Origin of the sequence: Sorangium sp. So ce362 (assembly GCF_051519845.1) — a bacterium.
In the GTDB taxonomy this organism is placed as follows: Bacteria; Myxococcota_A; Polyangia; order Polyangiales; family Polyangiaceae; genus Sorangium.
This window is the reverse complement of sequence record NZ_CP150332.1, coordinates 3,367,857-3,379,500: the sequence shown is the minus strand read 5'-3', so window position 1 is coordinate 3,379,500 and position 11,644 is coordinate 3,367,857. Positions and strand designations below refer to the sequence as shown.

Sequence of the window (11,644 nt, the reverse complement as noted above, 5' to 3'; positions counted from 1 at the left end):
GGCGCGGAATGTAGCAGAACGCGACAGCACGCATTTCCGCGCATTGGGCTTGCATCGCCACAGGCGCTCGATCAGATGAGATTGGGCGGCAACGACGCTTGGAGAGCCAATGCCTCTCCGCGCCCCGGTTCAATCCGGAGAGCGGCTCCTCGCGGGAGGAGGAGGAGGAGTCTCACGGCCCCTGCTGCTCCTGGAGAACGATGAATCGGCCGACAACGATGATTTCCGTGCTCGCCGACGCGACGCGCGAAGCGAACGCCACGCCGCGGCGCCATGCGGCTCCGGCCGCGCGGGGCGCCCGGGGCGGGGGCACGGAGCCGCCTCCGAGCGAGCGCGCGCCGCGCGCGGTCGTGTGGATCCTCGACGACTCGCCGCTGGAGGCCGAGATGGCGGCGTGCTCGCTCGCGGCCGGCTACGAGGTCCAGGTCTTCACGGACGCCGCGGTGATGCTGGAGCGCGTGACGGGGAGCGATCTCCCGGACGTCCTCGTGCTCGACCAGGTGATGCCGGGGATGTCGGGCAACGAGATCTGCGGCCTGCTCCGGTCGCGCCCCGCCACGGTCGGGCTGCCGATCCTCATCTTGACCGTGGCCGGGCACGAGCAGGACCTCGTCGAGGGGCTCACCGCGGGCGCCGACGACTACGTGGTCAAGCCCTGCCCCGCGGCCGCTTTGTCGGCGCGCGTCGGCGCGCTCCTCCGCTCGAAGCGGCTCCGCGAGCGGGCCGAGCGCGCCGAGCGGATCGCGGCGGTGGAGCGCGATCTGCTGCGCGCGCTCATCGAGCAGAGCGGCGACGGCATCATGGCGACGGACGAGCGCGGGGCGCTGCGCATCTGCAACGGGGAGGCCCAGCGCCAGCACGGCGTGTACGCGCGCGACGCGAGCGCCGCGATCGAGGCGCTCCGGGCGAACGGGCTGCTCGCGCTGGACGGCCGGCCGCTGCGGCCCGACGAGGACCCGCTCCACCGCGCGATCCAGGGCGAGAAGGTCGAGAACGCGCGCTGGCTCGTGACGCGCCCGGACGGCTCGATCCGCGCGCTCGCCGGGACCGCGTCGCCGCTGCGGCACGCCGACGGATCGCCCGCCGGCGCCGTGCTGATCACGCGCGACGAGACCGACGCGCTCGAGGCGGAGCGAGCGCTCCGGGACAGCGAGGAGCGCTATCGCGTGATCATCAGCGCGCTCGAGGAGGGCATCACGCTCCAGGACGAGCGCGGGGTCATCCGCACCGCGAACGCGAGCGCCGAGCGGATCCTCGGGCGGCCTCTGGCGCAGCTCGTCGGGTCGACGCTGCTGGATCCGTCGAGCAAGATCGTGCGCGAGGACGGCTCGCTGTTCCCGTTCGAGATGTACCCCGCGCAGGTCGCGCTCCGGACCGGCGCGCCCCAGTCGGCCGTCCTGCTCCGCCTGGAGCGGCAGGACGGCTCGGACCTGTGGCTGTCGGTGAACGCGCAGCCGCTCCGCAGCTCGGACGGCGCGGTGGTGGGCGTCGTCTCCTCGTTCTTCGACATCACCGCGCGCAGGCGCGCCGAGGAGGAGCGGCAAGGCCTGCTCGCCGCGGCGCAGACGGCGCGGCAGGAGGCCGAGGCCGCGAGCCACCTGAAGGACGAGTTCCTGGCGACGATGAGCCACGAGCTTCGCACGCCGCTCACGGCGGTCCTCGGCTGGATCCGGATGCTGCGCACCGGCAAGCTCGCCGAGGATCGTCGCGAGAAGGCGCTGGAGACGGTGGAGCGCAACGCGCAGGCGCAGGCGCAGCTGATCGACGATCTGCTCGACATCTCGCGCATCATGGCCGGCAAGCTCCGGCTGGAGGTCCAGCCGATGGAGCTCGTGGCGGTGATCGACGCCGCGCTCGAGGTGGTGCGCCCGGCCGCCGACGCCAAGGGGGTGCGGCTGGAGCCGCTCCTCGATCCCGGGGTGGGCCCTGTCGCGGGGGACGCGGGCCGGCTGCAGCAGGTCATCTGGAACCTCCTCAGCAACGCGGTGAAGTTCACGTCGCGGGGCGGGGTCGTGCGCATCCGGCTCGAGCGCTCCGAGGCGTCGGCCGAGATCGTCGTCTCCGACACCGGTCAGGGCATCGATCCTGCGTTCTTGCCCTACGTGTTCGAGCAGTTCCGGCAGGCCGAGAGCGGCACCACCCGCAAGCACGGGGGGCTGGGCCTCGGGCTCACGATCGTGAAGAGCCTCGTGGAGATGCACGGCGGCACGGTCCAGGCGCTGAGCGACGGGGAGCTGCGGGGCGCGACGTTCATCGTCCGGCTGCCGCTCGCGGTGGTGCCGAGCCACGCCCGGGATCGCCGGATGATGTCGCTGCCGGGCACCTCCGGCGGGAGCGATCGTCCTCCGGAGATCGAGGGGCTGAACGTGCTCATCGTGGACGATGAGGACGACACGCGCGAGCTCCTCGTCACGATGCTGGAGCAGTGCGGCGCGCACGTGACGGCCGTGGCGTCGACCGCCGAGGCGCTGCTCGCGCTCAAGGCGCTGCGGCCTGACGTGCTCGTGTCCGACATCGCCATGCCCGGCGAGGACGGCTACGCGCTGATCCGCGAGATCCGCGCGCTCCCGGCGAGCAGCGGTGGGCGGACCCCGGCGATCGCGCTCACCGCCTATGCGCGCACGGAGGACCGCATGCGCGCCCTGCGGGCCGGGTTCAACACCCATGTCCCCAAGCCCATCGAGACGGCGGAGCTGCTCGCGGTGCTCGCGAACATCGCCGGATCGAGGGGGGACTCGTAGGGCGCCGACCGGATTGGCGTGGAGGCCCTGGGACGCTGCTCTGCTGGCGGAACGGTCCGACGAGCGATCAGAAGAGCTCGGACTGTAGCCGAGACCCCTCCGGACTGTAGCCGAGACCCCTCCGCCGCCGGCTCTCACGCCCTCCGACAGCTCCGCTCGATGGTGTCCATCAGCTTCAGGACATCGAACGGCTTGCTGATCACCGCGTCCGCGTCGATGCCGGCGCGCTCCGTCCCGCCGCGCGCGGTCATCACCACGATGGGCATCGAGGCAAGCATCGGGTCGCTCTTCTGCTCGGCCCGGAACTGGAACCCGTCCATGACGGGCATCATCAGGTCGAGCAGGACCAGCGAGATCGACGACGGATCGTCCCGCAGATACTCCAGGGCCTCACGCCCGTTCGCGACCGACGCGACCCCATAGCCCTCGTCTTCCAGGAGCTCGCTCAATGTCCGGCGGATCGCGGCGTCGTCATCGACGATCAAGATGCGCTTGGTGGGGCGGCTCATCGTCATGCGCAGTCGCTCTCTTCCCGAGGCAGCAGGGTCCAGCGGCGCTGCGCCCGCGGGCGGGCCCGCGAAGCCCGCTCGCGAAGGTCGCCTCAGCCGATCCCCGCGTCCGGCCGGCTTCGCGGGCCCGAGGCGCCAGGGCCGGCCAGCGGCAAGGTGACCTTGAAGGTCGAGCCCTCGCCAGGGACCGAGCTCACCTCGATCGAGCCGTCCAGCGCTTCGACCAGCTGCTTCGTGATGTAAAGCCCCATGCCCAGACCACCATAGTGCCGCGCCGACACGGCCCGCTCGAACCGCCCGAAGATCCGCCCGAGGTGCTCGGGCGCGATCCCGATACCGTGATCCGCGATCGTGAACGTGGCCATCGAGCCTGTCGAGGTGACGACGATCTCGAGGGGTTTGCCCTGACCATACTTGAGCGCGTTCGAGACGAGGTTGTCGACGACCTGCTCGAGCCGCAGCCGATCCCAGTTGCCGGCGGCGTCGTCGTCCGCGCTCACCGTGACCCGGGAGGCCGACTCCGCGATCTCGCCGCCCTCGTGGAAGCGGGACACAACCTGCCGGACGATCTCGGACAGCCGGACGGGCTCCAGCTCGAGGGCAATGCGCCCCGCGGAGATGCGGGAGATGTCGAGCAGGTTGTCGACGAGCCGCCTCAGCCGCTCGCCCTGACGGCGAACGAGCCCGAGCCGGTCCGTGAGCCACGCGAGGCGCTCCTTGTCGGGGCACAGCTCCGGCGCCCGGCGCGCCAGGATCTGGATCTGCAGCGAGAGCGGGGTGAGCGGCGTCTTCAGCTCGTGAGAGGCGATCGAGAGGAACTCGTCGCGCAGGGCGATCGCGCTCTGGGCGTCCTTGTACAGGCGCGCGTTGTCCACGGCCAGCGCGCAGCGGCGCGCGAGCTCCTCCGCGGCCGAGAGGTCGTCCCGGGTGTACCGGCGCCCGGATTGCGCGGCGATGAACGTCAGCGTCCCGAAGAGCCGACCCCGCCGCGCCAGCGGGATGCACATGGACGAGCGCCCCCCCATGGCCCGGATCACCCGGAGGTGCTCCTCGTCATGCGCGATGGCGCGCATGTCATCGTCCGTGAAATGCTCGATGAGCAACGACTCCTGCTCGATGAACACCCGGGTCGGCGGGTGCGCGCGGTTGCCGTCGAACCTGGGCGTGAAGCGCTTCGCCTCCTCGGCCAGGGCGGCCTGCGCGGGATCCGCGAAGGCCACGCCCACCCGCCGGAAGGCGCCCTCCTCCTCGTCGAGCAGGTCGACGAGGCAGAAGTCGGCGAGCACGGGTACCGCGAGCTGCGCGACCCGGGCGAGCGTCGTCGGATAGTCCAGCGAATCGGCGAGCACCACGCTCGCCGCGTCCAGGAAGCGGGGCAGCTCCAGCGCGCGCTCCCGCTCCGCGGCCTCGGCCGCCCTCCGCCGCATCCGCGCCATCTCGATCTGCGTCCTGACGCGGGCGAGGAGCTCGCGCGCCGAGAACGGCTTCACCAGGTAATCGTCCGCCCCCATGTCGAGCCCCTCGACGACGGCCTCGTCGCCCGCGCGCGCGGACACGAGCACCACGGGGACCATGCTCGTCCTCGGGTCGGCCCGGAGCTCCCGGACGAGGGCCACGCCGCCGAGCCCGGGCATCATCACGTCGCTCAGCACGAGGTCCGGCGGGCGCGCGAGCGCGGCCGCGAGGGCCGCCCGCCCGTCGGAGGCCGCCTCCACGCTCCACCGGGGCGCGAGGAGGTGGACGAGGTACTCGCGCATGTCCGCGTTGTCGTCGGCGACGAGGATCCGGCCCTCGCCCTCCCGCGGCCACGGCCCCGGCGCGGCCCCGGCGCGCGCGTCCGGGCCCCTGGGCGCCGCGCCGTTGCATCCGCGCGGGGACCACTGCGACGCCTCGATCACGTGGAGGTTCGTGCTCGCCGGCGAGGGCGCGGGAGCCGCCGCGGCGGCGACCCGCTCGGGCGGCAGGTGCGCGCGGCCCCTCGGGATCGACACGGTGAACGCGCTCCCCCGACCCGGCTCGCTCGAGGCGCGCAGGGCGCCGCCGTGCACCTGGACGAGCTCCTGGACGAGGGCGAGCCCGAGCCCGGTGCCCTCGATGCTCCGGCAGCGCGCGCCCTGCACGCGGTGGAACCGCTCGAAGATGCGCGGGAGCTCGTCCGCCGGGATCCCGGTGCCGGTGTCGCGCACGCACAGCTCGACGTGGGCCGGCTGGGGCAGGAGCGAGACCGCGATCTCCCCTTCGAACGTGAACTTGAAGGCGTTCGACACGAGGTTCGACACGATCTTCTCCCACTGCGCCCTGTCGACGTGGACGGGCTCCGGCAGCGGCGGGCAGTCGACGACGAGCGACAGGCCCGCGCCCTCGACCAGCGAGCGGAAGGAGCTCGCGAGCTCCGCGGTGAGCTGCGCGAGGTCGGTCGGCTCGAACGACCTCTGGAGGCGCCCCGCCTCGATGCGCGAGAAGTCGAGCAGCGTGTTGACGAGCCGGAGGAGCCGGAGGGTGCTCCGGTGTACGGCGGCGAGGGCCTCGCCCGAGAGCGACCCCGCCGGGCGGGAGAGGGCGTCCTCCACGCGCCCGAGGATGAGGGTGAGCGGGGTGCGGAACTCGTGGCTCACGTTGGCCACGAACTCCGTCTTGAGGCGATCGAGCGTCGCGAGCTCGTCCCTGTGCCGCGCCACCTCCCGCTCGAGCCGCCGCTGCTCGGTGACGTCGCGCCCCTCGGCGATCATGAAGACGACGTTGCCTTGACGGTCCTTGACGGGCTTGAGGTTGAAGTCGATGGTGATGATCTCCTCTCCCTCGTTGCCCCCGAGGATCTCCACGTCGTACCGGACGAACTCGCCGCGCGCCGCGCGCCGCGCCGCGTCCTTCAGCCGCTCCTGGGCCTCCGGCGCGCCTTGCCACCAGCGGCAGTCCCAGAAGGGCACTCCGTGCACTTCCCTCCGCTCCACGCCGGCGCCGCGGACCGAGGCATAGTTCGACTCCCAGTTCGTGCCGTCGGCGTCGAGCAGGCCCCAGAACTGGAAGGCGCAGTTCATCGCGACCCGCGCCGCGAGGAGCCGCATCAGCCCGGACTCGCGCCCTGAGCTCGCGCGCGTGAGCTCCTGCTTCAGGAGCTCGGTGTCCTGGAGGAGACGTTCCTCGGAGTCGTCCACGGGTCTCACGATCGTGAGGTCTTCCAGGCGTTCGATGAAGTCGCGCCCTTCCGCTCGTTCCTCGCTGCACCGCTGTTTCATCCCGTCGCTCATCACGCCTGCGATCGCTCCCCACAGAGGAAACAGCCCATCCTGAAGCGCATAGTGGACATGGAGAACCGCGCAAGGTCTGATCGCCTTGCCCCGGGCGGGCGAGCTTGTGTGGAGTTGGCCTGCGCCGAGGCGCGCGGGCGGGCGGGGCATCGGGGCGAGTCTACCCCCGCGCGCTCGGCCCGGCCGGCCGCCTGGCGGGCCGGCGGAGGCGCTCCGCGACGGCGCGTCGCGCGATATGGCGGACGCCGCGCTGCGGCGGGCGGTCGTCGTGCGCGGCCCGGTCCACGGCCGACGTGTCGGCGAGCGCGCGGGGGTAGACTCGCCCCAGGATCTGCCGCAAACCCGCCAGAACGACTCCCGGGGAGGGGCCGGTTCTGCTAAGAGCTGCCTGCCGCGCCGGAGCGCTGATCCCGCTCCGGCGCAAGCAGCGGTTTCACTCAGACCTACCGGCGAATGTGCTGCGCTGCGGCAGCGCGCATCTTCGGTCGACGGGTCCCTTCACCTTCGAGTATTCACATGACTTTTCATCGCGAGACTGCACGCTTTACTTCGGGTTGGATCTCCTGTGTTGCCCTCGTCGGGGCGATGTCCGTCGCGGCGGGCTGCGACGGATCGGGCGGCGGAGGGGACGGCGGCGCAGGCGGCGCAGGCGGCTCCGAGAGCGTGAGCTCGGGCACCCCCGTCGCGGGCAGCGGCAGCGCCGGCAGCGGCGGCGGCGCCAGCAGCGGCGGCGGCGCCAGCAGCGGCGGCGGCAGCGCCAGCAGCGCCAGCGCCGGCAGCGGCGGCGGCGCCAGCAGCGGCAGCGCCAGCAGCGCCAGCAGCGGCTCGGGGGGCGCAGCCAGCACGTCGACCAGCGGCGGCGGGACGCCGACCGGCGCGTGCCCGCCGAGCGCGACGTTCTGCTCCGGGTTCGAGGATGCGGGGCTCCCCGAGGGCGCCACCTACCGCCCCTCGTACCAGGCGGATCAGGCGGCGAACAACATGGTGATCGACACTGCCACCTTCCGTGCCGGCGCGAGCTCGCTGCACGTGAAGCCGGGCGGCAGCGGATACGACTGGAGGATGCTCTCCGTCGATGCGCCCGGGCCGACGTTCTGGGTCCGGCTCTACATGCGCAGCAGCGTGGATATCGGCCAGTCCGGTCACAACGCCTACTTCCAGGCGATGACCGGCGACGGCGATCCCAACGCGGGCGACAACGTGGAGATCGCCGAGCAGTTCTGCCAGATCCTCTTGAACCTGCACGACGAACTCGTCCTCTCCGAGGGGGCCACCGCGATGTGCGGGAGCGGCACGAAGCTCCCCAAGGACACCTGGCACTGCATGGAGGCCTACTTCGACGGCCCCCAGGGCAACGTGCAAGTCTACGCCAACGGCGACAAGATCATCGACAAGACCGGCTGGAAGAAGCTCGATTTCAAGACGTTCAGCTTCGGCTACCTCGGCTTCCACGGCCCCGCGCGCTCGATGTGGTACGACGACGTGGCGGTCGCGTCGGAGCGGATCGGCTGCGCCCCCTGACCCCACACGCACAGCCTCGTGCAGCCCCTCGCGGCGGCGGAGCTCACCGAGCTGCGCGCGGATCACGCCTTGCAGAGGCGAGGCGCATGCTTTGGATTGGAGGCGCCTTGCCGCGCGCAAGGCGCAAAGGGCCGCGCGCAAGGCGCAAAGGATGCGTGTCCCCGGCGCGCTACGGCGCAGATATTGCGGGTTTCCTGCTGCTCGTGACCCTGCTCGCCGGTTGCGGCGAGGAAGTCGCGCCGCCGGACCTCCGGCAGCCGGCGGGCTGGGACGACGCGCTGCGCCTGCCGGACGCCGAGGATCACGACCCCGCGCCCGACGTTGTCGAGGTGCACCTCGAGGCGAAGGCGGTCGAGATCGAGGTGATTCCGGGGCTCACGACCGAGGTCTGGACCTACAACGGGATGCTCCCCGGCCCGACCATCCGCGCGAAGAAGGGAGACCGCGTGGTGGTGAAGGTCCAGAACCACCTGCCCGAGGCGACGACCGTCCACTGGCATGGCCTGCGCGTGCCGGCGACGATGGATGGGACGGAGCACATGCAGAAGCCCATCGAGCCGGGTGAAGGCTTCGAGTACTCCTTCGACGTGCACGACGCGGGCACCTTCTGGTACCACCCGCACATTCGCTCGAGCCCCCAGGTCGGCGCGGGTCTCTACGGTGCGTTCGTGGTCGAGGAGGCCGCGGAGGAGGCGCAGCTCGGCGACGATCTGCTGCTCGTGTTGAGCGACATCGGCATCAAGGACGACGGCTCGCTCGCCCCTGCCGACGAGAGCGGATGGTTCGGCGATTACTTCGGGCGCGAGGGCTCGACCGTGCTGGTCAACGGGAAGATCCTGCCGACGATCGCGGCGCGGGCGGGTGTGCCGCAGCGCTGGCGCGTCGTGAACGCGGCGCGCGCCCACTACTTCCGCTTCGCCGTGCCCGGCCAGCCGCTCGTGCAGATCGGCGGAGACGGGGGCCTCCTGGAGCGCCCGCTACCGGTGGACGAGGTGACGCTCGTGCCGGGGGAGCGCAGGGAGCTCTACATGCTGCCCGTCGAGGGCGAGTCGGTGGTGATCCCGCTCCTCGACGCGAACCGATTCCACCTGCCGGCCGAGGAGGCGCCAAGGGACTTCATGCGTCTCGAGCTGGTCGACGAGCCTCCGGGGCACGGCGCGCCGCCGCTTCCCAGGCGTCTGACCGAGATTGCCTCGATCGACACCACGGGCGCGCGAGGACAGGCGGTGGAGTTCATGGAGCAGGGCAGCGCCGACGGCTCGGTGCTCGGGATCAACGGCCAGACCGACGGCTCGCTCATGCTGTTTGCGGAGACGAACACGGTCGAGGTCTGGACGCTGACCAACACCACAAACTACGATCACCCATTCCACCTGCACGGGTTCTTCTTTCAAGTGCTCGACATCGACGGCGCCGCGCCCCCCGTGCGCGCATGGCACGACACCGTCAACCTCGTGCCCGGAGAGACCGTGCGGATCGCCATCCCGTTCGACGACCGCGCCGGCATGTGGATGTTCCACTGTCACATCCTCGATCACGCGGACATGGGGATGATGGCGATGCTCCACTTGATGCCCTGAATACCCCCTTCGCCGCCGCTCGAGGCGGTCAGCGCCCCTCGTCACCGCATGCCGACAGGTCCTCCGCGCAGCAGCGGAGCATGGCTGACGCGGCGGGGCTCATCGCGGCAGCGCGCGCCTCGGCCCGCCCTGCCACCACCGCGCCTTCACGACGAGCACCCCGTACGCGAGCAGGAGCGGGACCACCGCGAGATACGAGAGCAGCGCGAGCACCAGAAGGACGCCGTTGACACCGTCGTCCGCGCTCTCGCCCCGCTCGCGCAACCCTCCCATGATCGAGATCACACCGTCGGCCAGGTTGAAGTACGTGAGGACCGTCACGATCAGCGCGAGGGGCAGGAGCGTCGCGACGATCACCGCCGGCCAGCGCAACCCCACACCGCGCGAGAGATAGTGGACGAGCAGCGCGACGCGCCAGCTGGCGACCACCGCGAGGAACCAGAGGTTCACCTGGATGGCCGCGCTCATGGAGACGAAGCGCTCGACCGGGATCGCATAGAGCGCCGCCGGGGGCGCCGTCATCGTGATGAAGGTCAGGAGCTTCGTGTACGAGAGCCACGGCTCGCCCGGGCGCCGGAGCGGCGCCACGACGATCCACAGGAACGCGCACAGGACGGCGGCATAGACGATCGAGCCGAGGCCGGTCTTGCGCCAGACGCTGGCCGCCGGGTCGTCCCAGTACCGCCCGACGCCGACGAGCCAGGTGCAGGCCAGACCGAGCGCGAGGTGCCGCCCGTCGAGGCGCGCGAGCTCCTCGCGCGAGAGCCGGAAGGTGAGCAGCAGCCCCGCAGCGCGGGCGAACGAAGGTCGATCAGGGTTGCGCATGTCGTCCTCTGCGGGCGCGCGTGGCGCGCCGAAACCGGCTCCGCCGGCGCGCGGCCTCCTCCGGACGATAGAGCTCGCCCATCAGCCAGCGGAACCCCTGCTCGAGCTCCTCCACGCTCATCCGCGCAGGCCTGAAGGTCACGTCGAAGAGCGTGCACGCGTCCCAGAACACGGGGCGGAGCAGCCGCCCCTGCGCCTCGAGCGCGCGGTGGAGCGCGGTGCCCGGGAACGGCGTGAGCACCGTGATCTGCACCTCGGCGAGATCGCACTCCCGGGCGAACGCGAGCGTGCGCTCGAAGACGCCGCCGTCGTCCTCGTCGAAGCCGAGCACGAAGCAGCCGTTCACCGGGATCCCACGCTCCTGGATGCGGCCGACCGAGTCGACGTAGCGGGCCCGCTCGGCGGCCTTGAACCCCCGCGGCTCCGCGGCCCGGAGCGCGGCGGGGTCGGTCGACTCGAGGCCGATGAGCAGCTCGGCGCAGTTGGCCTCGGCGAGCAGGTCGAGGAGCTCCGGATCGTCGGCGACCGAGATGTCCGTCTCGGTAAACCACGCGATCGCCTGCGTGCGCCGCGCGTTGTACTCGGCGAAGAGCCGCGCGAGCTCCCGCGCCCAGGGCTTCTGCACGAACGTGTTGTCGTCCGCGAGCTCGATGAACGGCCGCGGCCACACCGCGACGATGGCGTCGAGCTCGCGGCGGATGAGCGGGATCGGCTTGCGCTTGTAAGGGCTGATCAGCCGGGAGGCGGCGCAGAAGGTGCAGGCGAGCGGGCACCCGCGCGTGGTCTGGAGCGTGAGCCGATTGTACCGCGCGATATCGAGCAAGTCGTAGCGCGGCGTCCGCGCATCCTCGAGCCAGAACGCGGGCGACGCGCCGCTCCGGGCGCTGTAGCGGGGGCGCAGCCGGCCCTCGTCGAGGTCGTGGAGCAGCGCCGGCCAGAGCAGCTCCCCCTCGCCCTGGACGACCGAATCGGCATGCCGCGCCGCCTCGTCCGGGAGCGCGGAGGCGTGCAGGCCGCCGAGGACCACGGTCACGCCCTCGGCGCGCAGCCGGTCGGCGAGCGCGTACGCGTCGAGCACGCGCGCCGCGAGCGACGAGACGGCGATGACATCGTAGCGGCCGTCCACGAGGCGCGCGACGTCCGCCTCGGTCACGGCGTCGAGCTCGCGGTACTCCACCTCCCAGCCCTCGGGCGTGTGCGCGGCGAGCGTGGCTCATCCC

At 71.7% G+C, this 11,644-nt stretch carries 8 protein-coding genes and 1 pseudogene; 3 read left to right on the top strand and 6 right to left on the bottom strand.

Translation table 11 applies throughout. The features are described from left to right. Positions 1-200 precede the first annotated feature (200 nt). Positions 201-2,741: a hybrid sensor histidine kinase/response regulator gene (locus WMF17_RS13385; protein ID WP_437649750.1), complete on the top strand. Its 2,541-nt coding sequence runs from the start codon at positions 201-203 to the stop codon at positions 2,739-2,741. 134 nt (positions 2,742-2,875) lie between these two features. Here the strand turns inward: WMF17_RS13385 and WMF17_RS13380 are convergent, their stop codons facing one another. From WMF17_RS13380 to WMF17_RS13370, 3 genes are all read right to left on the bottom strand, one after another. After that, on the bottom strand, positions 2,876-3,250 hold the full coding sequence (locus WMF17_RS13380; RefSeq protein ID WP_437602429.1) for a response regulator: 375 nt from the start codon (positions 3,248-3,250) through the stop codon (positions 2,876-2,878). Between the two features lie 92 nt (positions 3,251-3,342). Further along, entirely contained in the window at positions 3,343-6,486 is a 3,144-nt protein-coding gene (locus WMF17_RS13375; RefSeq protein WP_437649748.1) for an ATP-binding protein, read from the bottom strand. A 536-nt stretch (positions 6,487-7,022) separates the two neighbouring features. Further along, positions 7,023-7,439: a hypothetical protein gene (locus WMF17_RS13370; protein WP_437649746.1), complete on the bottom strand. Its 417-nt coding sequence runs from the start codon at positions 7,437-7,439 to the stop codon at positions 7,023-7,025. A 40-nt stretch (positions 7,440-7,479) separates the two neighbouring features. On the opposite strand from WMF17_RS13370, the gene WMF17_RS13365 reads away from it, so the two are divergent. Both WMF17_RS13365 and WMF17_RS13360 read left to right on the top strand, forming a co-directional pair. Continuing rightward, positions 7,480-8,019, top strand: a complete 540-nt coding sequence (locus WMF17_RS13365) for a hypothetical protein (protein ID WP_437649745.1) — start codon at positions 7,480-7,482, stop codon at positions 8,017-8,019. A 155-nt stretch (positions 8,020-8,174) separates the two neighbouring features. Further along, positions 8,175-9,599 (top strand): multicopper oxidase family protein, encoded by a 1,425-nt coding sequence (locus WMF17_RS13360; protein ID WP_437649743.1) that lies wholly within the window; start codon positions 8,175-8,177, stop codon positions 9,597-9,599. Positions 9,600-9,698: 99 nt separating this feature from the next. On the opposite strand, the gene WMF17_RS13355 is transcribed toward WMF17_RS13360, so the two are convergent. The 3 genes and pseudogenes from WMF17_RS13355 to WMF17_RS13345 all read right to left on the bottom strand — a co-directional run. Continuing rightward, positions 9,699-10,424, bottom strand: a complete 726-nt coding sequence (locus WMF17_RS13355) for a hypothetical protein (protein WP_437649741.1) — start codon at positions 10,422-10,424, stop codon at positions 9,699-9,701. Continuing rightward, positions 10,411-10,665, bottom strand: a complete 255-nt coding sequence (locus WMF17_RS13350; RefSeq protein WP_437651335.1) for a DUF4070 domain-containing protein — start codon at positions 10,663-10,665, stop codon at positions 10,411-10,413. Before WMF17_RS13350 ends, WMF17_RS13355 begins: the two co-directional genes overlap by 14 nt. A 78-nt stretch (positions 10,666-10,743) precedes the next feature. Then, positions 10,744-11,616 (bottom strand): annotated as a pseudogene (locus WMF17_RS13345) (B12-binding domain-containing radical SAM protein); the annotation flags it as partial. Positions 11,617-11,644 lie beyond the last annotated feature (28 nt).

What these genes read in the sequence shown, in the direction of transcription:
- WMF17_RS13385 (WP_437649750.1), top strand. Translation starts at nt 201, where the DNA reads ATGAATCGGCCGACAACGATGATTTCCGTGCTCGCCGACGCGACGCGC.
- WMF17_RS13380 (WP_437602429.1), bottom strand. Translation starts at nt 3,250, where the DNA reads ATGAGCCGCCCCACCAAGCGCATCTTGATCGTCGATGACGACGCCGCG.
- WMF17_RS13375 (WP_437649748.1), bottom strand. Translation starts at nt 6,486, where the DNA reads ATGAAACAGCGGTGCAGCGAGGAACGAGCGGAAGGGCGCGACTTCATC.
- WMF17_RS13365 (WP_437649745.1), top strand. Translation starts at nt 7,480, where the DNA reads ATGGTGATCGACACTGCCACCTTCCGTGCCGGCGCGAGCTCGCTGCAC.
- WMF17_RS13355 (WP_437649741.1), bottom strand. Translation starts at nt 10,424, where the DNA reads ATGCGCAACCCTGATCGACCTTCGTTCGCCCGCGCTGCGGGGCTGCTG.